This window comes from Streptomyces sp. NPDC093018, assembly GCF_040684035.1.
In the GTDB taxonomy this organism is placed as follows: Bacteria; Actinomycetota; Actinomycetes; order Streptomycetales; family Streptomycetaceae; genus Streptomyces; species Streptomyces murinus.
Genome location: NZ_JBFBFF010000025.1, coordinates 51,547 through 74,432, shown reverse-complemented (window position 1 = coordinate 74,432; position 22,886 = coordinate 51,547). Strand labels below are relative to the sequence as shown.

Annotated in this window: 17 protein-coding genes and 1 riboswitch; of the genes, 6 read left to right on the top strand and 11 right to left on the bottom strand. The window is 72.3% G+C overall.

Annotated elements, in window-relative coordinates; genetic code table 11:
• Window positions 1-16 precede the first annotated feature (16 nt).
• Together AB0N90_RS35345 and AB0N90_RS35340 are read left to right on the top strand one after the other, a co-directional pair.
• Window positions 17-781 (top strand): cobalt-precorrin-6A reductase, encoded by a 765-nt coding sequence (locus AB0N90_RS35345; RefSeq protein ID WP_365203355.1) that lies wholly within the window; start codon window positions 17-19, stop codon window positions 779-781.
• A gap of 109 nt (window positions 782-890) precedes the next feature.
• Window positions 891-2,060, top strand: coding sequence for a HoxN/HupN/NixA family nickel/cobalt transporter (locus AB0N90_RS35340; protein WP_365203353.1), 1,170 nt, complete (start codon window positions 891-893; stop codon window positions 2,058-2,060).
• Window positions 2,061-2,103: 43 nt separating this feature from the next.
• On the opposite strand, the gene AB0N90_RS35335 is transcribed toward AB0N90_RS35340, so the two are convergent.
• Genes AB0N90_RS35335 through AB0N90_RS35325 form a run of 3 tightly spaced genes read right to left on the bottom strand, consistent with a single transcriptional unit; the run spans window position 2,104 to window position 5,557 of the window.
• A complete protein-coding gene (locus tag AB0N90_RS35335; RefSeq protein WP_365203351.1) occupies window positions 2,104-3,591 on the bottom strand; it encodes a precorrin-2 C(20)-methyltransferase in 1,488 nt (495 codons plus the stop codon).
• Window positions 3,588-4,259 (bottom strand): precorrin-8X methylmutase, encoded by a 672-nt coding sequence (locus tag AB0N90_RS35330; RefSeq protein WP_365203349.1) that lies wholly within the window; start codon window positions 4,257-4,259, stop codon window positions 3,588-3,590. The genes AB0N90_RS35335 and AB0N90_RS35330 overlap by 4 nt, the downstream gene beginning before the upstream one ends.
• On the bottom strand, window positions 4,256-5,557 hold the full coding sequence (locus AB0N90_RS35325; protein ID WP_365203348.1) for a cobalamin biosynthesis protein CobG: 1,302 nt from the start codon (window positions 5,555-5,557) through the stop codon (window positions 4,256-4,258). The genes AB0N90_RS35330 and AB0N90_RS35325 overlap by 4 nt, the downstream gene beginning before the upstream one ends.
• A gap of 33 nt (window positions 5,558-5,590) precedes the next feature.
• A riboswitch (cobalamin riboswitch) is annotated at window positions 5,591-5,744 on the top strand.
• 65 nt (window positions 5,745-5,809) lie between these two features.
• On the opposite strand from AB0N90_RS35325, the gene cobN reads away from it, so the two are divergent.
• A complete protein-coding gene (gene cobN / locus AB0N90_RS35320; protein WP_365203346.1) occupies window positions 5,810-9,439 on the top strand; it encodes a cobaltochelatase subunit CobN in 3,630 nt (1,209 codons plus the stop codon).
• A gap of 48 nt (window positions 9,440-9,487) precedes the next feature.
• On the opposite strand, the gene AB0N90_RS35315 is transcribed toward cobN, so the two are convergent.
• Window positions 9,488-9,967 (bottom strand): Fur family transcriptional regulator, encoded by a 480-nt coding sequence (locus AB0N90_RS35315; RefSeq protein ID WP_365203344.1) that lies wholly within the window; start codon window positions 9,965-9,967, stop codon window positions 9,488-9,490.
• Window positions 9,968-10,067: 100 nt separating this feature from the next.
• On the opposite strand from AB0N90_RS35315, the gene AB0N90_RS35310 reads away from it, so the two are divergent.
• Both AB0N90_RS35310 and AB0N90_RS35305 read left to right on the top strand, forming a co-directional pair.
• Entirely contained in the window at window positions 10,068-10,715 is a 648-nt protein-coding gene (locus AB0N90_RS35310) for a superoxide dismutase (RefSeq protein WP_365203342.1), read from the top strand.
• Between the two features lie 188 nt (window positions 10,716-10,903).
• The gene (locus AB0N90_RS35305) at window positions 10,904-11,584 is read left to right on the top strand and encodes a class I SAM-dependent methyltransferase (RefSeq protein WP_365203340.1); all 681 of its coding nucleotides are present in this window, start codon (window positions 10,904-10,906) and stop codon (window positions 11,582-11,584) included.
• A gap of 99 nt (window positions 11,585-11,683) precedes the next feature.
• On the opposite strand, the gene AB0N90_RS35300 is transcribed toward AB0N90_RS35305, so the two are convergent.
• On the bottom strand, window positions 11,684-12,289 hold the full coding sequence (locus AB0N90_RS35300) for a helix-turn-helix domain-containing protein (RefSeq protein WP_365203338.1): 606 nt from the start codon (window positions 12,287-12,289) through the stop codon (window positions 11,684-11,686).
• Between the two features lie 86 nt (window positions 12,290-12,375).
• Here AB0N90_RS35300 and AB0N90_RS35295 point away from each other — a divergent pair, with 86 nt between their 5' ends.
• Window positions 12,376-13,269, top strand: a complete 894-nt coding sequence (locus AB0N90_RS35295) for an NADP-dependent oxidoreductase (protein ID WP_365203336.1) — start codon at window positions 12,376-12,378, stop codon at window positions 13,267-13,269.
• Window positions 13,270-13,338: 69 nt separating this feature from the next.
• Here AB0N90_RS35295 and AB0N90_RS35290 read toward each other — a convergent pair whose 3' ends face one another.
• From AB0N90_RS35290 to AB0N90_RS35265, 6 genes are all read right to left on the bottom strand, one after another.
• Window positions 13,339-14,370 carry a hypothetical protein gene (locus tag AB0N90_RS35290; RefSeq protein ID WP_365203335.1) on the bottom strand — a complete coding sequence of 344 codons (1,032 nt, stop codon included), beginning with the start codon at window positions 14,368-14,370 and terminating at the stop codon, window positions 13,339-13,341.
• Window positions 14,367-15,833 (bottom strand): AMP-binding protein, encoded by a 1,467-nt coding sequence (locus AB0N90_RS35285; protein WP_365203333.1) that lies wholly within the window; start codon window positions 15,831-15,833, stop codon window positions 14,367-14,369. Before AB0N90_RS35285 ends, AB0N90_RS35290 begins: the two co-directional genes overlap by 4 nt.
• Window positions 15,834-16,147: 314 nt before the next feature.
• Window positions 16,148-16,429 carry a hypothetical protein gene (locus AB0N90_RS35280; RefSeq protein WP_365203332.1) on the bottom strand — a complete coding sequence of 94 codons (282 nt, stop codon included), beginning with the start codon at window positions 16,427-16,429 and terminating at the stop codon, window positions 16,148-16,150.
• Between the two features lie 64 nt (window positions 16,430-16,493).
• Complete coding sequence (locus AB0N90_RS35275) at window positions 16,494-19,529, bottom strand: glycoside hydrolase family 38 C-terminal domain-containing protein (protein WP_365203330.1); 3,036 nt, start codon at window positions 19,527-19,529, stop codon at window positions 16,494-16,496.
• A gap of 54 nt (window positions 19,530-19,583) precedes the next feature.
• A complete protein-coding gene (locus AB0N90_RS35270) occupies window positions 19,584-21,611 on the bottom strand; it encodes an endo-beta-N-acetylglucosaminidase (RefSeq protein ID WP_365203328.1) in 2,028 nt (675 codons plus the stop codon).
• A complete protein-coding gene (locus tag AB0N90_RS35265; protein ID WP_365203326.1) occupies window positions 21,608-22,864 on the bottom strand; it encodes a glycosyl hydrolase in 1,257 nt (418 codons plus the stop codon). Before AB0N90_RS35265 ends, AB0N90_RS35270 begins: the two co-directional genes overlap by 4 nt.
• Window positions 22,865-22,886 lie beyond the last annotated feature (22 nt).

The following is a 22,886-nucleotide window of genomic DNA, read 5'->3' as shown; positions in this document are numbered from 1 at the left end:
CGGAAACCACACTCTCATGCACGTACTGATCCTCGGCGGCACCACGGAGGCCCGCCGCCTCGCCGAACTCCTCCACGGCACCCCCGGCCTGAGACTGACCAGCTCCCTCGCCGGCCGCGTCGCCAGCCCCCGGCTGCCTCCCGGCGAGACCCGTGTCGGCGGCTTCGGCGGGGCGGAAGGACTGGCGGCGTGGCTGCGCGAGCACGGCGTCGACGCGGTCGTCGACGCCACCCACCCCTTCGCGGGGACGATCAGCTTCAACGCGGCACGGGCCGCTGCCGCCACCCATGTTCCCCTGCTCGCGCTGCGCCGGCCCGGCTGGGTCCCCGTCGAGGGCGACCGGTGGCACGAAGTGGGCTCGCTGGAGGAAGCCGCCCGGGCGCTGCCCGCGCTCGGCCGGCGCGTCTTCCTGACCACCGGCCGCATGGGCCTGGCGGTCTTCGCGGGCTCGAACGACCTGTGGTTCCTCGTACGGTCCGTCGACGCACCCGAGCCACCGCATCCGGCCCGTATGGAGGTACTGCTCGACCGCGGCCCCTTCACCCTCGACCATGAGCGCGAGCTGCTGCGCCGCCACCGGATCGACGTCGTCGTCACCAAGGACAGCGGCGGGGCGGCCACCGCGCCGAAACTGACCGCGGCCCGGGAGGCGGGGCTTCCCGTCGTCGTGGTCCGCAGACCACCGGTCCCCGCGGGGGTGCCTGTGATGCCGGATCCGGAGAAAGCGGCCCAGTGGGTTCGCGGACGCCTTGACCAGGGAGCTTTTCCGGTCGTTGACTGAAACCTGATGCGGGCTTTGCTGCGGTCGCCTTGTAGCTGCAACCCATTCGCAGAAACCTGGTAGACGCGGCTGAAAACAGCCGCTCGCCGAGAAGTAAGGGTCACGCCCCATGACCACCGCTCCAGATTCCGCCTCCGCACGGCCGACCCCTCCGGCCGCCGGCCGCGGCATCTCGTGGCACCGCATCCGCACCTCGATGACCCGCAAGGAATGGGCCGGCGTCGGCGGCATGGCCGCTTTCATCCTGGCCCTGCACATCATCGGCTGGTTCACGCTGGTCGCCATCGTCGCTCCCCAGCACTACAGCCTCGGCACCAAGACCTTCGGCATAGGCATCGGAGTCACCGCGTACACCCTCGGCATGCGTCACGCCTTCGACGCCGACCACATCGCCGCCATCGACAACACCACCCGCAAACTGATGAACGAAGGCCGGCGCCCGCTGTCGGTCGGCTTCTGGTTCTCCCTCGGCCACTCCACCATCGTCTTCGCCCTCGCCTTCCTGCTCTCCCTGGGCATGAAGGCGCTGGCCGGCCCCGTCGAGAACGACAACTCGTCCCTGCACAACGTCACCGGCTGGATCGGCACCACCGTCTCCGGGACCTTCCTCTACGTCATCGCGACCATCAATCTGCTGATCATGGTGGGCATCTGGAAGGTCTTCCGGCAGATGCGCTCCGGCCACTTCGACGAGGCCGCCCTGGAGGAGCAGCTCAACAACCGCGGCTTCATGAACCGCCTGCTGGGCCGCCTGATGAAGTCGATCACCAAGCCCTGGCAGATGTACCCCCTGGGCGTCCTCTTCGGCCTCGGCTTCGACACCGCGACCGAGATCGCCCTGCTGGTCCTCGCCGGTTCCGGCGCCGCCTCCGGACTGCCCTGGTACGCGATCCTCACCCTGCCGGTGCTGTTCGCGGCCGGGATGTCGCTGCTGGACACCATCGACGGCTCGTTCATGAACTTCGCCTACGGCTGGGCGTTCTCCAAGCCGGTCCGCAAGGTGTACTACAACCTCACCATCACCGGCCTGTCCGTCGCCGTCGCCCTGATCATCGGCTCCGTCGAACTCCTCGGCCTGGTCGCCGAGAAGGCGGACCTGCACGGCGCGTTCTGGGACTGGGTCTCCGGCCTCGACCTCAACATCATCGGCTATGTCATCGTCGGTCTGTTCTTCGCCACCTGGGCCGTCGCCCTGCTGGTGTGGAAGTTCGGCCGCATCGAGGAGAAGTGGACGGCGGGTCTGGCCCGCCCGGCCACGGCCGCGGAACACGACGAGTAGCACAGGAGGCGGTGCCGCGGGCAGCCCGCGGCACCGCTCACCCTCAGGCCTCCGGGTACCGGCGCGGCGTCCAGACGATCTCCTCGCCCGCACCCCGCCGTACCACCTGTGTCTGCGAGGAACCGACCAGCAGGATCGTGCGCATGTCGACCTCGGCGGGGTCCAGCTCGCCCAGCCGTACGATCCGCACCCGCTCTCCGGGGCCGCCCACGTCCCGGGCGACCACCACCGGCGTAGCCGGTGCCCGGTGCTCCAGCAACAGCTCGCGCGCCTTGCCCACCTGCCAGGTCCGGCTGCGTGAACCGGGGTTGTACAGGGCCAGCACCAGATCCGCCGAGGCCGCCGCCCGCAACCGCTCCGCGATGACCTCCCACGGCTTGAGCCGGTCGGAGAGGGAGATGGCCGCGTAATCATGGCCGAGGGGAGCCCCCGCTCTCGCCGCGGCGGCGTTAGCGGCGGTCACGCCGGGCAGCACACGCACCGGCACGTCCTTGTACTCCACCTGCGAGGCCACCTCCAGGACGGCCGTGGCCATCGCGAAGACGCCCGGGTCACCGCCCGAGACCACGGCCACCCGGCGCCCCCGCTGCGCCAGTTGCAGGGCGAACTCGGCGCGCTCGGCCTCGACCCGGTTGTCCGAGCCGTGCCGGATCTGGCCCGGCCGCCGGGGGACCCGGTCGAGGTAGGTGGTGTAGCCGACCAGATCGTCCGCGGCGGCCAGCGCGCCCCGCGTCTCGGGCGTCAGCCACAGCGGACCGGCGGGACCCGTTCCGACCACGACCACCTCGCCGCGCTCGCGCACGGGCCGTTCGGCGTCCACCTGGCTCGGCAGCACCGCCACCGCGAAGTACGGCACCGACTCGGCGTCCACATCGGCCAGTTCGGCGACGCGCTCCCCGCTCATGGTGGCCCGCTCCACGTACCGGGCCGCACCCAGCCGACCCGAACTCTCCAGCGCGCGCCGGACCTTGGGGAAGGTGCGCCCGAGCTTCATCACCACCGCCACGTCCGTGGCGGCCAGCCGGGCGGTCAGCTCCTCCTCCGGCAGGGTGCCCGGCAGGATCGTCAGCACCTCCTCACCCTCGGCGAGCGGTGCGCCCAGGCGGGCCGCGGCGGCCGACACGGAGGTGACCCCGGGGACGACCTCGGTGTCGTAGCGGTCGACGAGCCGCTTGTGCATATGCATGTAGGAGCCGTAGAAGAGCGGATCCCCCTCGGCGAGCACGGCCACCGTACGGCCGGCGTCGAGATGGGCCGCCAGCCGGGCGGCCGCCTCGGCGTAGAACTCCTCCATCGCGCCCTTGTAGCCGCCCGGGTGGTCGGTGGTCTCCGTCGTGACCGGGTAGACCAGCGGCTCCTCGACATGGTCGGCGCGGATGTGCTTCGCGGCGATCGAGCGCGCGATGGACCGGCCGTGCCGGGCGCTGTGATACGCGACCACGTCGGCCTCGGCGATGACCTCGACGGCCCGTACGGTCATCAGGGCAGGATCACCGGGGCCGAGGCCGACCCCGTACAGCTTGCCGCTCACTCTTCCTCACTCGCGATCGCGTTGAGCGCGGCGGCGGCGATGGCACTGCCACCGCGGCGGCCACGCACCACCAGGTGCTCCAGGCCGGACGGATGCGTGGCCAGGGCGTCCTTGGACTCGGCCGCGCCGACGAAACCGACGGGGACGCCGATGACGGCGGCGGGTCGCGGAGCGCCCTCCTCGATCATCTCCAGCAGGCGGAAGAGCGCGGTGGGAGCGTTGCCGACGGCGACGACCGCACCCTCCAGCCGGTCGCGCCACAGCTCCAGCGCGGCGGCGCTGCGCGTGGTGCCCATCGTGGCGGCCAGTTCCGGGACGGCCGGGTCGGACAACGTGCAGAGCACGTCGTTGGCGGCGGGCAGCCGCTTGCGGGTCACGCCGCTGGCCACCATCTGTACGTCGCAGAAGATCGGTGCGCCGGCCCGCAGGGCCTCGCGGGCCCGGGCGACCACGGCGGGTGTGTGTGCCAGGTCCTTGACGAGGTCGACCATCCCGCAGGCGTGGATCATGCGCACCGCGACCTGGCTGACGTCGGCGGGCAGACCGGTGAGGTCCGCTTCGGCGCGGATGGTGGCGAAGGACTGGCGGTAGATCGCCGCCCCGTCCTTCTCGTAGACGTGGGTGGTCACGGTGCTCTTCTCACTGCTCTCGGTCGTCTTGGGGATCATGAGGTGATCGCCGCGAGGGCGGCGCCCATCTGGAAGGGACCTGCCGCGGACACGGTGCGTGTGGTTCCGGCCGTCGTGGCGGCCGACAGACGGTACCCGCCGTCCGGGGTCGCGAGCACATCGACATGGTCACCACGGGGGTGGCCGCAGCGCCGTTCGCAACCGGACCAGTACAGGGGGAGAGCGGGGCGGCCCGTCGACTCCAACGCCCGCGCCGCGTCCGCCCGTACGTCGCCGTGTGCCTTGGCGCATCCGGGGCGGCCGATGCAGGCGCCCACGCGGAGCCAGGAGGACACGGGGTCGGTGACCAGTCCGGCGCCACGGAGGCGTTCGAGCGACTCGACGCGCCGCGCGGCGGTGGCGCCCACGGTGGGGACGACCACGCCACGCCAAGGGGTCAGCCGCAGCTCGGTGTCCGCGGCGACCGTCAACGCCTCCCACTGGAGGGCCGAGAGCCGCCCCAGGGGAACGTGCGCGGACAGGGCTTCACCGACAATCCCCGGGGGCGGTCCGTCGGCCGAACCGACCGGCTCGGGACGGACCTCTTGCGCGATGCCCTCGGCCGTCAGCCGGTCACGCACCAGATGGTCCAGCTCGCCCTGCGGCAAAGGGAGTTCGGACACCCGCCAGGTTCGCGCCCCGTGGGACCGCGCGGCCTCCAGGAAGGTCTCGGCGGCCACCAGAGCCGCGCGCGGCGCGTCGACGGCGGACACCCGGACCGACCCGGGGCCCAGCCATGCTCGGCCGTCGCCGGTCGCACGCACCGTGACGTCGGCACCGAGGCCGGCCACATCGCCGCGCCCGTCGTCCAACGCGAACAGGAACCGGCCCGACAGCCCCCTCGCGGCTTCGCTCGCGCACAACGCGGCGTCCAGAGCCGTCAGCCAAGGACGCACATCCTGTGCGCCCCCACCGTCGAGGCCGGACAGAGGTGAGGCGACGATGTTGCGCACCCGCTCGTGCTCGCGCGAGGGCAGCAGGCCGACCGCGTCCAACGCCGCCGCCAACTCCCCGCCGCACCCGGCCGCCAGGCCGCGCAACTGTACATTGCCGCGCGACGTCAGGTGCAGGTCGCCGTCGCCCAGCCGGAGGGCGGCCCGGCCGAGCGCCTCCGCCTGTCCGATGGTCAGGATTCCACCGGGAAGCCGGATACGGGCAAGGGCGCCGTCGTCCGCCGTGTGCAGGCGCAGCGCTCCGGGGCAGGCATCACCGCGGTCCCCCGCGGCCGGGGTGGCCTGGGGCGATGGGGAGGGAGGAAGGTCTGCCGTGGGCATGGCGGTGAGCATACCCACGATCATGAGGGATGTACGCCCCGCGCTCCTACGGTGACCCTTACTATGCTCCACAGTGGATCACCTGATCCGCGAACCGCCATCACGGCGACAAGAGAGGAAGCCGGTGCGAATCCGGCGCGGTCCCGCCACTGTGAATTCGGCCTCACCAGGCCGGGTGAGCCAGGAACTCCCCTCCCTCGTCCTCGGATTCCTCCGGGGGCGAGACCCAATCCGACACCGCCCGGGGCGCGGACCCCGAGGAAGGCCAGGCGACGCATGCCCACTCCGTCCGGGGAGCGAGTCCCGCCCGCCCACGAGATCCTGCTCCTGTCGACATCCGACACCGATCTGCTCAGCGCCCGCGCGGCCGACGGCCCGGTCGGCTACCGCTTCGCCAACCCCGCCCGTCTCACCCCGGCCGACCTCCCGGCCCTCCTCGACGGCGTCGCCCTGGTGGTGGTACGCCTGCTGGGCGGCATCCGCGCCTGGCAGGACGGCATCGACCTGCTGCTGGCGGACGGGCGACCGGTGGTCGTCCTGACCGGTGAACAGGCTCCCGACGCCCAGCTGATGGCGGCCTCCACCGTCCCCGTCGGCATCGCCGCGGAGGCGCACGCCTACCTCGCCCATGGCGGCCCCGCCAACCTCGGACAGCTCGCGCGGTTCCTCTCGGACACCGTCCTGCTCACCGGTCACGGCTTCGACGCGCCGGCCCCCGCTCCCACCTGGGGCCCGCTGGAGCGCCCGGACCGGCCGACCGGCGGCCCGACCATCGCCGTGCTCTACTACCGCGCCCACCACATGAGCGGCAACACGGCTTTCGTCCACGTACTGTGCGACGCCATCGAGGAGGCCGGTGGCCGCCCGCTGCCCCTGTACGTCGCCTCTCTGCGGGCGCCCGAGCCGGAACTGATCGCCGAACTCGGAGCCGCCGACGCCATCGTCACCACGGTCCTGGCGGCCGGAGGCACCAAGCCCGCCGAGGCATCGGCCGGCGGTGACGACGAGTCCTGGGACGCGGGCGCGCTCACCGGCCTCGACGTCCCCATCCTCCAGGCCCTGTGCCTGACCGGCTCCCGCACGGCCTGGGCGGCGAGCGACGAGGGCGTCTCGCCGCTGGACGCGGCCGGCCAGATCGCGGTGCCCGAGTTCGACGGCCGTCTGATCACGGTGCCGTTCTCCTTCAAGGAGATCGACGCCGACGGCCTCCCGGCCTACGTCGCCGACCCCGAGCGTGCGGCCCGGGTCGCCGGAATCGCCGTACGCCACGCCCGCCTTCGCCACATCCCGCCGGCGCACAAGCGGCTGGCTCTCGTCCTGTCGGCGTACCCCACCAAGCATTCCCGGATCGGCAACGCCGTCGGTCTGGACACCCCCGCCAGCGCCGTCGCCCTGCTCAGGCGTCTGCGCGAGGAGGGCTACGACTTCGGCTCCGACACGGACGTCCCCGGCCTCGCCTCCGGTGACGGTGACGAACTGATCCGCGCGCTCATCGAGGCGGGCGGCCACGACCAGGACTGGCTCACCGAGGAACAGCTCGCCCGCAATCCGGTACGGGTCCCCGCGGCCGACTACCGACGCTGGTTCGCCACGCTGCCGAAGGAACTGCGCGTGGCGGTGGAGGACCACTGGGGCCCGGCGCCCGGCGAGATGTTCGTCGACCACAGCCGCGACAAGGAGGGCGACATCGTCCTCGCGGCCCTGCGCTTCGGCAACCTGCTCGTCCTCATCCAGCCCCCGCGTGGGTTCGGCGAGAACCCGATCGCCATCTACCACGACCCGGACCTGCCGCCCTCCCACCACTACCTGGCCGCCTACCGCTGGATCGCCGCCCCCCAGTCGGAGGGCGGCTTCGGGGCGGACGCGATGATCCACCTCGGCAAGCACGGCAACCTGGAGTGGCTGCCGGGCAAGAACGCCGGCCTGTCCGCCGCCTGCGGCCCCGACGCCGCCCTCGGCGACCTCCCACTGGTCTACCCCTTCCTGGTCAACGACCCCGGCGAGGGCACCCAGGCCAAGCGCCGTGTGCACGCCACCCTCGTCGACCACCTCGTCCCGCCCATGGCCCGCGCCGACTCCTACGGCGACATCGCGCGCCTGGAGCAACTCCTCGACGAGTACGCCCAGATCGCCTCCATGGACCCGGCCAAGCTGCCCGCCATCCGCGCCCAGATCTGGACCCTGATCCAGGCGGCGAAGCTGGACCACGACCTCGGCATGGCGGACCGGCCCGACGACGACGGCTTCGACGATTTCCTCCTCCATGTCGACGGCTGGCTCTGCGAGATCAAGGACGCCCAGATCCGCGACGGCCTGCACGTCCTCGGTAACCCGCCCACCGGCGCCGACCGTGTCAACCTCGTCCTCGCCATCCTCCGCGCCCGCCAGATCTGGGGCGGCGCCAAGGCACTGCCCGGCCTGCGCGAAGCCCTCGGCCTGGACGAGTCCGCCGCCACCCGTACAACGGCTGACACCGCCGAGGAACAGGCCCGCGCCCTGGTCCAGGCGATGGACGACGCGGACTGGGACCCGGCCGCTGCCCCCACCGGGCACGGCGAACAGGTCCGGGCCATCCTGGAGTTCGCCGCCCGCGAGGTGGTCCCGCGCCTCGCGGCGACCACCGCCGAACTCGATCACACGGTCCACGCGCTGGCCGGCGGCTTCGTCCCCGCAGGCCCCTCCGGATCCCCGCTGCGCGGCCTCGTCAACGTCCTGCCGACCGGCCGCAACTTCTACTCCGTCGACCCCAAGGCGGTGCCCTCCCGCCTCGCCTGGGAAACCGGCCAGGCCCTCGCCGAATCCCTCCTGGAGCGCTACCGCGCCGACAACGGCGACTGGCCCGTCTCCGTCGGCCTGTCCCTGTGGGGCACCAGCGCCATGCGCACCGCCGGCGACGACGTGGCCGAAGCCCTCGCCCTGCTCGGCATCCGCCCCGTCTGGGACGACGCCTCGCGCCGCGTGACCGGCTTGGAGCCCGTCCCGTACGAGGAGCTGGGCCGTCCCCGCATCGACGTCACCCTGCGCATCTCGGGCTTCTTCCGCGATGCCTTCCCGCACACCATCGGCCTGCTCGACGACGCCGTACGCCTGGCCGCCTCCCTGGACGAACCGGTCGGGAGCAATCACGTACGCGCCCACGTGCAGGCGGACGTAGCGGCGCACGGCGACGAACGCCGCGCCACCACCCGCATCTTCGGCTCCCGCCCCGGAACGTACGGCGCCGGGCTGCTCCAGCTCATCGACTCCCGCGACTGGCGCACCGACGCCGACCTCGCCGAGGTCTACACGGTGTGGGGCGGCTATGCCTACGGTCGCGAACTCGACGGCCGCCCGGCCCGCGAGGAGATGGAGACGGCGTACCAGCGGATCGCGGTCGCGGCGAAGAACACCGACACCCGAGAGCACGACATCGCCGACTCCGACGACTACTTCCAGTACCACGGCGGCATGGTCGCGACCGTCCGCGCGCTGCGCGGCACCGCGCCCGAGGCCTACATCGGCGACTCCACCCGCCCGGAGACCGTCCGCACCCGCACCCTCGTCGAGGAGACCTCCCGTGTCTTCCGGGCGCGTGTGGTCAATCCCAAGTGGATCGAGGCGATGCGCCGCCACGGCTACAAGGGGGCCTTCGAACTCGCCGCCACCGTGGACTACTTGTTCGGCTACGACGCCACGACCGGCGTGGTCGCCGACTGGATGTACGACAAGCTCACGGAGACGTACGTCCTGGACCCCACGAATCGCGCGTTTCTCCAGCAGGCCAATCCCTGGGCGCTGCACGGCATCGCCGAGCGGCTGCTGGAGGCGGAGTCGCGGGGAATGTGGGTGAAGCCGGATCCGGCGCTGCTGGCGGAGCTGCGGCAGGTGTACCTGGAGACCGAGGGCAACCTGGAGGGCGATGAGTGACGCGTCCGCCCGGGCGCGTGCGGGGCACCAGCATTCCCTGGCACTCGCCTACGCGCTGCACCGGGCACATCGGCCGTAAAGCAGCAGTGAGCCTCTCGCGCCGGCGCGCAGCCCCGTCAGGCGGGTGATCCGTTCCACGGCCTCCCTCATGTCGGCGATCGCCAGGTCCTCCACCCGACCGCACCCCTCGCACACGGCATGGTGGTGCGGTTCGGAACTGACGCCGTAGCGCTTGGGGCCGGGGCCGTGCACGGCGTGCGCCAGGCCCACGTCCGTGAAGGTCTCCAGAGTCCGGTAGACGGTCGCCTGATCGAACGGCAGACCGCGTTCCTGAAGCGCGGCGCAGACTTCGGCGGAGGAGAGATGCTGCCCGGATCCGGCCAGCAGCCTCAAAGTGCACAGTCTGCTGGCCGTGCAGCGCAGGCCATGGCGTCGCAGCAGCACCGATTCGTCCGGGGCCGCCGCCGCGCCATGGTGTGCCGACGGCGGGGTCATGGTCACGTGCCTGCCTTTCTCGCGGCGCGACATGGGGAGAGGGTCCTAGGTCCAACGCCTGATCGCAAGGTACCGTTCTTGCTGTTAGCGTGCACCTGCATACGATTCGCAATAACGTCGGAGGACGTTGGACATGGCGCTTTACACGCTTCCGGAACTTCCGTACGACTACTCGGCGCTGGCCCCGGTCATCAGCCCGGAGATCATCGAGCTGCACCACGACAAGCACCACGCGGCGTACGTGAAGGGTGCGAACGACACGCTGGAGCAGCTGGCCGAGGCGCGGGACAAGGAGACGTGGGGGTCGATCAACGGCCTGGAGAAGAACCTGGCCTTCCACCTCTCCGGGCACATCCTGCACAGCATCTACTGGCAGAACATGACCGGCCCGAAGGACGGCGGCGGCGAGCCCCTCGCCCAGGACGGTGTCGGTGACCTGGCCGACGCGATCACCGAGTCCTTCGGTTCCTTCGCCGGTTTCAAGGCCCAGCTGACCAAGGCCGCGGCCACCACCCAGGGTTCGGGCTGGGGCGTGTTGGCGTACGAGCCGCTGAGTGGCCGCCTGATCGTGGAGCAGGTCTACGACCACCAGGGCAACGTCGGCCAGGGCGCCACCCCGATCCTGGTCTTCGACGCCTGGGAGCACGCCTTCTACCTCCAGTACAAGAACCAGAAGGTCGACTTCATCGACGCCATGTGGGCCGTCGTCAACTGGCAGGACGTGGCCAAGCGTTACGCCGCCGCCAAGGAGCGCGGCGACAGCCTGCTGCTCAACCCGTGACGCCGTAGTCACACGGATGTCCTGCTCGTGATCGTCTTCTCACCCTTCACCGGGCAGGCGCACAACGAAGGGCCCTCGCGAGCACATCGCTCGCGGGGGCCCTTCCATTGGGAAGGTCTCGGGACGCCGTTTTGCCGGACCGGCAACAGAAGTGGTGTGACCGCCACGGCGTGGGCGACGGTGGGCCCGTGACCAATGACATCGCAGCAGACTCGCCCATGTCCGACGCTCCCTCGCCCGCCGGTGAGTACCTCGGAGACCCCGCGCTGCGGGCGGAGTGGGACCAGCGGTACGCCGACCGGCCCCGGCTGTGGAGCGGCCGGCCCAATGGCGCGCTCGTGGCCGAGGCCGCCGGGCTCACCCCGGGGCGGGCGCTCGACGTCGGGTGCGGCGAGGGCGCCGACGCCGTCTGGCTCGCGCGCACCGGCTGGGACGTGACCGCGCTGGAGGTCTCCGGCGTGGCGCTGGAACGAGCGGCCGGGCACGCACGCGACGCGGGCCTCACCGTCCGCTGGGTGCACGCCGCACTCACCGAGGCCGCGCTCCCGCCGGCCTCCTTCGACCTGGTCTCCGCGCAGTACCCGGCCCTGCTGCGCACCCCCGACGCCGCGGCCGAGCGGGCACTGCTCGCGGCCGTCGCGCCCGGAGGTGTGCTGCTGTTCGTGCACCACGCGGGGGTGGACGCCAAGCAGGCGCACGAGAGCGGCTTCGACCCGGCCGACTACGTCTGGCCCTCGACGGTCACCGAACTGCTCGACGACGACTGGGAGGTGGAGGTGGACGAGCAGCGCCCCCGCGTGGCACCCGACGGCGGCGCCGGCGCCCACCACACCGACGACCTGGTGCTGCGCGTGCGACGACTGCGCTGAAGCCGTACGGCCCCCGGCGACGACCTCCCGGACGGGCGAGCCACACCCCTGGCACCGGCCTCCCGGACGGTTGAGCGTCGGGCAGGGCCGAGCCCTGACTTAGAGTCCCGCCTCGCCCGTGGCGCCGCCGGAGGGGCGGGTGACGGCCCAGGCCGCTTCGATCATCCGGAAGATCTCGTCCAGCGCGGCGTCCGGCTCGGACGCCGCGCGGGCCAGTGCGTAGGCGTCGATCACGAACCTCGCGATCGCCCGGTCCGCGGTCGTTCCCCGGGAGACGCCGGGATCGGCGCCGATGGCCGTCGCCAGCGACTCCGCGTGCCGCAGCCGCATCGACTCCTCGTACTCCCGCAGGGCGGGGGAGCCGTCGATCATGTGCCAGATCGGGGCGGCGCCGTCCGCCGTGCAATGCCGGACCATCGACCGGACCTCGCGGCGCAGCGCGGGGACGAGCGGCTCGCCCGGCGCCCGGTCGGTGACCGCGCGCGTGAGGCGCTGCTCGAAGTCGTCGTCCCGCTCGAACACCAGGGCCTCTTTCGAGGCGAAGTGGGAGAAGAGCGTGGTGACGGCCACATCGGCCTCGGCGGCCACATCTCGGATGCCCACCGCCTCGTACCCGTGCTCCAGGAAGAGCCGGAGAGCGGTGTCGGCGATCTTCTGGCGGGTCGCGGCCTTCTTGCGTTCACGGCGTCCGAGCGGCACGGTCATGCCGTGACACTACCAGGTGCGAATCCGAATCAACTCCAAAACACAACCAATGCCAAAACGCTAACCGTTAGTGTTACGGTCCATCCATGAAGAAAGTGAGCTTCGCCGAGTTCGGCGGTCCAGACGTCCTGCGCCTCACGGATGCCGAGGAGCCCCACGCGGGCCCCGGCCGGATACGTATCGCGGTACGGGCGGCGGGTGTGAACCCCGTCGACTGGAGGATCCGCGAGGGCCAGAAACTGGGGGCCCACCCCACCGAGTTGCCCTCGGGGGTCGGGCTGGACGCCGCCGGGGTGGTGGACGAGATCGGCGAGGGCGTCGAGGGGATCGAGATCGGCGACCGTGTGTTCGGCGAAGGCTCCAGTACCTACGCCGAGTTCGCGGTGCTGTCGGCCTGGGCCCGGATGCCCGAGGGCCTGACATTCGAGGAGGCGGCCGGCTACCCCTCCGTGGTGGAGACCGCGCTGCGCATCGTCCGCGAGGTCGGTGTACAGCCCGGACAGACGCTGCTGGTCAGCGGCGCGTCCGGGGGAGTCGGCTCGGCGGTGCTGCAGATCGCCCGCGACCGCGGCATCACGGTGATCGGCACCGCCGGGGCCGCGAACCAGGACTATCTGCGCGGCCTGGGCGCCCTCGCCACGACGTACGGCGAGGGCTGGGTCGAGCGGGTACGGCGGCTCGGCCCCGTCCACGCGGCCCTTGACCTGGCCGGCTCGGGCGTGCTCCGCGAACTCGTCCAACTGGTCGGCGACCCGCACAAGGTCGTCTCCATCGCCGATCTCGGCGCGCCGGAGTTCGGCGTCCGGTTCTCCGGCGTGGCCGGGAGCGTGCCGGACGCGCTCGCCGCGGCCGCCGACCTCATCTCCCGGGGGAAGCTCCACATCCCGGTCGAGAAGTCGTACCCGCTCGCCGAGGCCGCGGCGGCGCACATCGACAGCCGAGCGGGCCACACCCGCGGACGCCGGGTCATGGTCGTCTGAGAGCCGGCCGGGTGAGCCGGTCCCGAGCCTCCGGTCACGGGACCGGTCCGACGGGATCCGTGCCGGGCCTCACGCCCGCCGGACCACGGGCACGGCGTCGCAGCCGCGGAGCCGGGCGTCCCTGCGGGCCCGGCCCGGGGACGCTCCGGCGCCCACCACCCGGCCGTCGGCGACGGCCAGCCACTCGCCCTGGGCGGGCTCCGTCGCACCGGAGGGCCGGAGCGCCCTGAGGATCGCGGGGTCGGGTTCCGCGGCCGTCGCGGACGGTGTCGGCCGGGGCCGGCCCGCCCGCCATTCGGCGGTGGTGCGCTCGCCGCCCCGGACCCGCCGCCACACCAGGTGCTGCACCACGATCAGCGGTCCCAGCACCGTCAGGAGCGGGAAGGCGTCGGTCAGCACGCCCCGCGCGAACAGCACGCTGACCGCGGAGGACACCGCGAGTCCGACTGCGGCCGCGAGGATTCCGGCGGCCCGTCCGAACGCCTTGACCGCGGTCAGCGGGAAGAGCACCAGGAGCAGCAGGTCGCCCAGGCCCAGCGCCACCGGCGGCTCCCCACGCGTCACCGCGAGCAGCGGGGCGAACGGCAGTCCCATGACCTGGGCCGCGAACCGGTCCATGACCGAGGTGAGCCCGGTGGCCACCAGGTCGTAGCAGGCGAGCGCGCCCGCGAACCACGCCGCCTGCGCGGACCGCATCCCGCTCTGCGCCCACATGGTGGCGACCCCCGCCACCGCCACGACGAGCAGCACATCGGTGAGCACCATCACGGCGAGCGGGCGGCCGAGCAGGGCCAGTACGCCGTTGGCGGCGACCGCGGCCACCGCGATCAGCCAGGCCCGCCCCGCGCCGGTCAGCGGCGCGAGGGTGAACTGCAGCGCCGTACAGAGCACCAGGCCGAAGACGGTGGCCACCGCGGCGCGCGGCAGGTACAGATAGAGCAGCGGAGCCGCCGCCACCACGAGGCACATCACGGCGATGTCGGGCAGCTCGTACCGCCCCACCGGGGGCCGGGGCATCCGCACCCGGTGGAAGTAGGCGGCGCTCGCCACCATGGCCACCAGGACACAGCCGTTGAGGCCGAGCAAAGCGGGGGTGCTCATGCCGGGCTCCCGAGCGTCGCGGCGGCCGGACGGACCGATTCGAAGGTGTGCTCGCGCAGATCGGCGCGGACCGGGCCGGTGGCCGGCATTCCGGCCGGGTCGTCATGGAGCACGATGCCGCCCAGCGCGAGGCCCGCGGCGGTGGCCCGGTCCTCCAGCCTCCCGAGCAGCCCGGTACCGGTCCGGCGGCGGGTGCGGACGTGGAGCAGCGGGCCCCCGGACGCCTCCGTCAGGGCGTAGCGGGCGGGCAGCGGGATGTCGGGCTCCGCCTCCAGCAGTTCCAGCAGCGACCGGGTGGTCACCGCCCGGCTGGACGGCCCCGACCAGCGGCCGAGAATGAGCGAGGTCGCCGGCATATGGGCCAGTTCGCACTCCGGCGCGGCCTCGGGCCGCCGGACCAGGTCGCCCGTGTCGTAGCGCAGCAGCAGAGTGCACTCCCGGTACGGGACGTACGGCGTCTGGACGATGACGCCCACCCCGCCCGGCGGTGTCGGCTCCCACGTCTCGGGGTCGAGCACCTCCAGATGCCCGAACTCGGTGGTGTGGTGCAGATGTCCCGCGCCGCAGACGGTGCCGCCGGACGGCACCGTCTCCGTCATCATGTACGAGCTGGTGATCCGGGCGCCGAAGACCGCCTCCGCCCGTTTGCGCAGCGGTTCGGAGAGCACCTCGCCGCCGACGCCCACCGACTCCAGACCGAAGTCGGGCGCCTGCCAGTCGTGCCGCTCCGCCTCCTCGACCAGGGCGGCCAGATAGGACGCCGCGACCGTGAGGTGGGTGATCTGCGGGGCCTTGCCGCGCAGCCCGAGCGGCGCCGCGAGCCGGTCGAGCGTCACCGCCGGCTCCACGGTGCCGATCGGCACGAACGCCGCGCCGATCCGGGTGACCGACTCCTCCACATTGAGCAGCGGCAGCGTCGCTCGGGAGCAGCCCGCGTAGGCCATGCTGTGCCGGGGCCGGAGCCCCATGCCGAGCACGGCGGACACGGTGCTCATCGCGACCATGATCTCCACCTCGGCCCGCGAGAACCAGACGCTGGTCGGGGTCCCGCTGGTCCCCGTGGTGAGCGCCATCAGCGAGGGGACCGACGCGGCGGAGACGAAGGCTGCGGGCAGTCCGCGCAGGGCGGACTTGGGTGTGACCGGCACCTGTTCCCAGGTCTCCGGCGTGAGCGTGTCCGGGTCGAGGGACAGTTCCTCGAAGGCCCGGCGATAGTAGGGGGTGTGCCGGACGGCGGCGCGGGCGGTGGCCCGCAGACTGCGTGCGGTGACGGTGCGGCGTACGTCGGGATCGACGGCCCCGGACTGCCCGGGCAGCAGGACCGAGTCCTCTCCCGGCTCGCCGAACTCGGCCAGGGTCTCGATCAGATCGCGGGCGATCCGTTCGAGGTCCCCCGGACGGATCCGCCGGTTGCGCAGGATCGCCGTGCTGTAACGCAGCTGTCTGAAAGCCGTGCCGAACAAGTACGCCTCCTGGTTCCTGGACCGGGAATCCGACTCCCGGTCCAGGCCGGGACCGTTCGTCAGGCCATGCTGGCGAACATCGCCGCGGTGAGCGTGCTGAAGGCGTACTTGATGTAGTGCTTGACCATGATGGATCTCCCTTTTTTCAGGCCGCTGGAAGGGCGACCGGGCTCCGATGGTGCACTCCCGGCTAGAGCAGCCGTTCGATGAACAAGAGGCTAGATCAAGGGAGTTGAGCGCTCAATGGAAACGCTGAACCTGAACCACGGCGTCCGTATGCGACCCGCCCGGCCCGCCCGACTCGAACACGGACCTCAGTCCGCCCCGGTCGTCTCCCCGGCAGCCGTGGACCGGGCGCGTCGGCGATTCAGCAGGCCGCTGCCCACGATCACCAGACCGATGGCGACGACCCGGGCCGCCCCGTAGTAGCCGGCCGCGGGCGCCTCCGGGGTGCCGGGGAGACGAAACGAGACCCATACCGCCGCGAGACCGCCGAAGGCGATCAGCGCGACGGCCCCCCACACCCCGAGGTCCGCCCACCAGGGCACCGGGCCGTGACCCTGGTCGTCGCTCCGCTCAACGTCTCTGTCTGGCACCGTGGTTCTCCGGTTCGCGGCTGGTGAAGGTCGCAGAGGAAGACGAGGATCCGGGGCGGGTGGTTCACCTGGGACGGCGCCGCAGCCGCAACGTCATCAGCTCGAAGGGCCGCAGCCGCACCGCGATCCGGTCGCCGTCCCGCCGCGGTGCCGCCGCCTCGGGCAGGGGCCGCTCCAGCAGATCGGTCACCGTGACCCCGGCGACCTCGAACCCGGCGGTCAGCGTGGCCCGGGCCCGGCCGCCATGAGCCTCGTGGAAGCGCACCACCACATCGCCGCTGCCGTCGTCGGCCAGCTTCACCGCCGTCAGGACCACCGCGTCCTCGTCCACCGACACCAGCGGCGCGACCTCCCCGGCGCCGGTCACCCGCCGCTCGGGCACATTGATCCGCCAGCCCTCGCGCACCGCGTCGCCGATGTCCGCGCCCGGCACCAGCGCGTGCCGGAAGCGGTGCACGCCCTGGTCCGTCTCCGGGTCGGGGAAGCGCGGGGCGCGCAGCAGCGACACCCGGACCGTCGTGGTGGTGCCCCGGTCGCCGTCGCCCCGGACGGCCCGGGTCACATCATGGCCGTACGTCGAGTCGTTGACGATCGCCACGCCCCAGCCCGGCTCCTCCAGATGGACGAAGCGGTGGTTGCACGCCTCGAACCGGGCCGCCTCCCAGGAGGTGTTGGTGTGGGTGGGCCGGTGGAAGTGCCCGAACTGGGTCTCGGACGCGTACCGTTCGGCGTGCACGTCCAGCGGGAAGGCGAGCTTCAGGAACTTCTCGGTCTCGTGCCAGTCCACCTCGGTGTCCAGCACCAGCCGCCGCTCACCCGCCGCCAGCGACAGCACCTGGGTGACCCGGGAGGAACCGAAGGCCCGGACGATCCGCACCGATGCGCCGTCCTCGCCGTCCTCGCCGGGCGCGACGGACTCGGCGTCGGTGAGATCGGTGACGGTGTTGCGGTAGAACTCGTCCACGTCCCAGGCGTCCCACATGTTCGGGAAATCGGGGTGCAGTTGGAGGAGGTTCGCGACCCGGCCGGGTGCGATCGTCTCCCGGTCGGCCTCGATGTCGTACGCCGAGACGACCAGGCCGCGGCCGTCGATCTCGATGCGCAGCAGACCGTTGTCCAGGATGTGCCCGCCGCCCTCGCGGGGCGCCACGCGGGTACGGCCTTCGGTGGCAGGGGTTGCGGCGGCGCCGGCCGGTACGCCCGCGCGGGCGTGCGGGGCCGCGTTGAAGACCAGCGGCGTGCCGCCCTCGCCGGCCAGCGCGCGCTGGGCGGTCTCGATGATCCCGTTCAGTTCCCCGGCGATGCGCCGGTAGGTCGCCCGTGCCTCGCGGTGCACCCAGGCGATGGAGGAGCCGGGCAGGATGTCATGGAACTGGTGGAGCAGCACCGTCTTCCAGATCCGGTCGAACTCCTCGTACGGATAGGGGAGTCCGTTCCGTACGGCCGCCGTCGCCGCCCACAACTCGGCCTCGCGCAACAGGTGTTCGCTGCGCCGGTTGCCCTGCTTGGTCCCTGCCTGGCTGGTGAGGGTGGCGCGGTGCAGCTCCAGGTACAGCTCGCCGACCCACACGGGCGGCTCGGGGTACTCGGCCTCCGCCTTGTCGAAGAAGGCCCGCGGCGTCTCCCACACCACCCGCGCCGAACCCTCCAGATCACGCAGCCGGGCGGCCTTGGCGACCATCTCGCGGGTGGTGCCGCCGCCCCCGTCGCCCCAGCCGGTGGGGGCGAGCGAGTGCCGGGCGACGCCCTTGTCCTTGAAGTTGCGGGCGGCGTGCGCGATCTCGCTGCCCTTCATCGAGCAGTTGTAGGTGTCGACGGGCGGGAAGTGCGTGAAGATGCGCGTTCCGTCGATGCCCTCCCACTGGAAGGTGTGGTGCGGGAACTTGTTCGTCTGCGACCAGGAGATCTTCTGCGTCAGCAGCCGGGTGGCGCCCGCCGCCCTGATGATCTGCGGCAGTCCGGCGGCGAAGCCGAAGGTGTCGGGCAGCCAGGCCTCGTCGTTCTCGATGCCGAACTCGTCCAGGAAGAACCGCTTGCCGTGCACGAACTGCCGGGCCATCGCCTCCGAGCCGGGCATGTTGGTGTCCGACTCCACCCACATGCCACCGGCCGGCACGAACCGCCCGTCCGCCACCGCCTTCTTCACCCGCGCCCACACCTCGGGCCGGTGCTCCTTGACCCAGGCCCATTGCTGCGCCTGGGACATGGCGAAGACGAAGTCCGGTTCGTCCTCCAGCAGGGCGGTCATGTTGGACGTCGTCCGGGCCACCTTGCGCACGGTCTCGCGCAGCGGCCACAGCCAGGCGGAATCGATGTGCGCGTGCCCGACGGCGCTGATCCGGTGCGCGGAGGGCACGGCGGGCGCGGACAGCACACCGGCCAGCTGTTCGCGGGCGCGGGCCGCCGTGCCGTTCACATCCTGGAGGTCGACGGCGTCGAGGGCCCGGTCCACGGCGCGCAGGATCTCGTAGCGGCGCGGGGAGTCCACCGGCAGCTCGGCCATCAGCTCGCCGAGCACCTCCAGATCGATCACCAGCTGCCACACGCCCTCGTCGAAGACCGCGAGATCCATGCGGGTCAGGGTGTACTGCGGCTCGCTGCCCGCGGTCTCCTTGTCGCCCAACGCCGTGGGCAGGAAGGGGTGGTAGTCGAGGATGACGGGGTTCGAGGCGGCCTCGATGTGCAGCCGTACCTCCTCGCCGCCCGCGACGGGCGCGCCGACGCGCACCCACTGATTGCGCGGGTTGAGGCCCTTCACCGGGGTGCCGTCGGGGCGGTAGACCAGGCCCTCGCACTGGAAGCCGGGCATGTTCTCGTCGAAGCCGAGGTCCAGGAGCGCCTCCACGGTCCGCCCGGCCCACTCCTCGGGCACGGTGCCGGTCACCCGGAACCAGCTGGTGCCCCACGGAGCACCCCACCGGGCGCCCACCCGCACCGGCTCCGGCTCGGCGGCCAGCCCCTCGGCGACCGGCACGGGCTCGCCCGGCGCGTGCCACACCGCGACATCGAGGGGGACGGACTCGGGGTACACGGCGGGGCGGATGCGCTCGTCGAGGACGCGCTTGAGCCGGGCCTCGACCAGACTGCGGTCGTCATGCATACGGGATGCTCCGTAGGTCGTAGAACGTGGGTCAGCGAAGGGATCGGCGGTCGGTCACGAAGGGTGGGCGACGGTCGCGGGCGCGGAGGAGGTGTACAGCTCTCCTACCGCCCTAACCTCGATCCGTACGGCGGGCTCGCCCGGCGCGGGTGTCTGACCGCCGGTGAAGTACGCCCGCTGGCCGGTACCGCCCAGGAAGCGGCGGGTGCCGTCGGGCAGCACACGGTGCAGGGTGTAGTGGCGCACCGTGCCGGGCGCCGGGTGCTCCCAGGCGAGGCGCAGGTCGCCGCCGGACGCGGCGGTGATCCGCAGACCGGAGGGGGCGGCCGGGGTGTCGGTGCCGTCGTGGACGGCGAGGCCGCCGAGCCGCCAGCTCACCGGGCCGCCGCCGGTGGCGGTGAGCCGGACGCCGAGGGCGTGCACGGTCCCGGACCGACCGGAGAGACCGGAGAGACGTACGACCGAGGTGCGCCAGCCGTCGCCCGACCCGGCCGGCACGGGCAGGTAGGTGTACGGTGGCGCGCCCCCGGCCGCGTCCGGCTCGGCGGTCGCCACGGCCAGTTCGACGCGGACCGCCCCCGTGTCCGTGCGCTGGGTCAGCTCGACGACCGTGTCGGGGCCGATCGGCAGCCGGGCCGCGTACAGGTCCAGCTCGGTGGGACGGTCGAGCGCACCGGCCACGAGGACACTGCTGCCGCCGCGCCAGGCGTCCGCGAAGTCGAAGGCGACGGCGGGCCGTTGGCCGTCGGTGCGCACCACCCAGCGCCGGGAGGGCAGCCGGTCCTGGAGCCCGAGGTGGTTCCAGGGGAGGTCGGAGGCGACCTCGCCGTCGTCGTACCAGCAAAGTCCGTGGCCGGTGTTGAAGGCGGTCGCGAACGGCAGCGCGGCGACGGTCGAGCGGTCGGCGACGGAGAGGGCCGGGGCCCGCCAGCTGTCGGCGGTGTCGGGGCGGGACGGATCGAGGGAGCGGCCGGTCCAGAACCGGTCGTCGGCGGCGTGGAAGTCCTCCGGAGTGTGGTCGGCGGGCAGGTGGCCGCGGGTCCACTCGGGCCGGTACAGGCCGAGGGAGGTGAGGTGCGAGCGGTCGGCGGGCACGATCGCGTCCCAGTCCACCGAGGTGTTCCAGCCACCCGACTCCACATCGACACCGGCCCACAACGCGTAGCGGTCGCGCCCCAGTTGTACGGCCTTCTGCCCGGAGGCGGCGAGCGAGGACGCGCTCCAGCGGAAGTCGACGAACATGTCGTCGGCGGCCTGGAAGAAGGCCTGGTTCTGCCCGTTCAGCGCGCCCTGCCAGCTGACCGAGCCGTTCACGGTCATCGCGTCGTACCAGGTGATCCGCTGTCCCGCGGCCGTGGCGAGCCGCTTCAGCTCCTTGACGAAGCCGAGCATGTCGGTGCCGAGGGCGCTGTTGCCGCCGCCCGTCTCGGCGTTGACGAACCAGCCGTCGAAGCCGTGGGCCGCTGCGACCGCCACGAGTTGGGCGGCGAGCGGATAGTGACCGGAGCCGTCCTTCCGCACCAGGTCGCGGGTCCACTGGAGCTGTCCGCCGTAAGCGGCGGGCGGCAGGAAGATGTTGCCGAGGACGGGTACGCCGTGCCGGTGGGCGGCGTCCACGACGGGGGCGTTCGGGGCGAGGATCAGGCCCTCCCCGGAGGACCCGCCCCAGAACACCAGCTCGTCGATGTACGCCCAGTGGGTGAGGGCGTAGTAGTCGGCGGTGGCGGAGCCCTGGGAAGGGTTGGACGAGGTGGGCCCGAAGGAGACCAGGGACTGGATGCGGGCCTGCCCGGCGCGCGCGGTGGTGTTCACCGGGGTCGGGGTGAAGCGGGGCGCGAGCGGGACCGAGGCGGCGTTGAAGGGGAGATCGGCGTCGGTGGCGGCGCGCCAGGTCTTCAGGCTGCGCCAGGTGATGCCGGGCCCTGGGCTCCCGGAGGGCAGGGAGTCCGGGTACCAGTAGGAGGCGTACGGCTGGAGTGTGGCCGTCGCCTTCGGGGCGGCCTGGGCGGTGCCGGTGGACAGCGCGGGCAGGAACGCGGCGGCGGCGCCGGCGAGCAGGACGGTGCGTCTGGTGGGGTTCACGAGCGGGTGCCTCCTCGGGGGGTGCGGAGTACCTGGTCGGGTGTGACGACTTCGGTGAGGGCGCGGGCGGCCAGATGGTCCCGGTCGGCCGCCCGGGTGTCGAGGACGGTGGTGGGTCGGGCGCCGTCGGCGGTCAGCCGGAAGAACGCCTCGAAGACGTCGCCGCCGGGGGCGCAGCGGGAGCGGGCGGCCGGGTCGGCGGGGACAATGAGGGCGGTGCTGCGCGGAGCGGGCGCGTGGCTGTGGTCGCGGGCCGCGCGGGACAGCGCGCGGGCGAGGTCCTTGGGGCGGCGGTCGTTGGTCAACAGGCCGAGGCTGTATTCGAGTTCGGGGAAGTCGGCGAGATCGCGGGAGACGTCGTGAGAGCACCACCAGGTGATGCCCCACAGGTCGGGGCAGTCCAGCGCGTTCGCGACGGTGGCCTCGGTGAAGGCGGCGGCGTGCTCGGCGGGGACCAGCGGGGCCGGGGCGCCCACCTCCTGCAGCCAGACGGGCCGGTGCGGTTCCTCGGCCCAGGCCTTGCTCAGCTCGATCAGATACGCGGCGTGGTGCTCACTGGCCACGGACGTACGGCCGTACCGCTGGGCGGTCCCGTTGAAGACCCAGGAGTGGACGGCGGTGAGGGCGCCGCGCCGGGCCGCCTGGGCCGGGGTGAAGGGCATGTCGTCCTGGTACCAGGTGGCGTCGTACTCGGCGTGCAGATGCAGCTTCCCGGGGGCACCCTTCTCGCAGGCGGCGAGCATCCGCTCCAGCCAGGCGTCGACCTGGTCGGCGGTGGCCCGGTCGGGGTCGGGGTGGGGGCCGGCGGAGAACTGGTTGACCTCGTTGCCGAGGGTCATGCCGAGGAAGTTCGGCCGGTCGGCGAGGGCGGCGGCGAGGGTGCGCAGATAGGCGGCCTGGCCGTCCAGCACCTCGGGGTCGGTGAAGAGGTTGCGGCGGTGCCAGGTGCGGGTCCACGCGGGCAGGAAGTCGAAGCTGGACAAATGTCCTTGCAGACCGTCCACATTGACGTCGAGCCCGCGTTCGGCGGCGGCGTCGACCAGCCGCACCAGATCCTCAACGGCGCGCGGGCGGATCAGCGCGCGGTCCGGCTGGAAGTACGGCCACAGCGGGAAGACCCGGAGGTGGTCGAGGCCGAGCGCGGCGACGGAGTCCAGATCGGCGCGTACGGCGTCGAGGTCGAAGTCGAGCCAGTGGTGGAACCACCCCTGGCTCGGGGTGTAGTTGACGCCGAAGCGCACGGCAGCAGGCATACGGGGTCCTTGCGGAAGTGGG

Coding starts and splice junctions, on each gene's coding strand:
- AB0N90_RS35345 (WP_365203355.1), top strand. CDS start 17: ATGCACGTACTGATCCTCGGCGGCACCACGGAGGCCCGCCGCCTCGCC.
- AB0N90_RS35340 (WP_365203353.1), top strand. CDS start 891: ATGACCACCGCTCCAGATTCCGCCTCCGCACGGCCGACCCCTCCGGCC.
- AB0N90_RS35330 (WP_365203349.1), bottom strand. CDS start 4,259: ATGATCCCCAAGACGACCGAGAGCAGTGAGAAGAGCACCGTGACCACC.
- AB0N90_RS35325 (WP_365203348.1), bottom strand. CDS start 5,557: ATGATCGTGGGTATGCTCACCGCCATGCCCACGGCAGACCTTCCTCCC.
- cobN (WP_365203346.1), top strand. CDS start 5,810: ATGCCCACTCCGTCCGGGGAGCGAGTCCCGCCCGCCCACGAGATCCTG.
- AB0N90_RS35315 (WP_365203344.1), bottom strand. CDS start 9,967: ATGTCGCGCCGCGAGAAAGGCAGGCACGTGACCATGACCCCGCCGTCG.
- AB0N90_RS35310 (WP_365203342.1), top strand. CDS start 10,068: ATGGCGCTTTACACGCTTCCGGAACTTCCGTACGACTACTCGGCGCTG.
- AB0N90_RS35300 (WP_365203338.1), bottom strand. CDS start 12,289: ATGACCGTGCCGCTCGGACGCCGTGAACGCAAGAAGGCCGCGACCCGC.
- AB0N90_RS35295 (WP_365203336.1), top strand. CDS start 12,376: ATGAAGAAAGTGAGCTTCGCCGAGTTCGGCGGTCCAGACGTCCTGCGC.
- AB0N90_RS35290 (WP_365203335.1), bottom strand. CDS start 14,370: ATGAGCACCCCCGCTTTGCTCGGCCTCAACGGCTGTGTCCTGGTGGCC.
- AB0N90_RS35275 (WP_365203330.1), bottom strand. CDS start 19,529: ATGCATGACGACCGCAGTCTGGTCGAGGCCCGGCTCAAGCGCGTCCTC.
- AB0N90_RS35265 (WP_365203326.1), bottom strand. CDS start 22,864: ATGCCTGCTGCCGTGCGCTTCGGCGTCAACTACACCCCGAGCCAGGGG.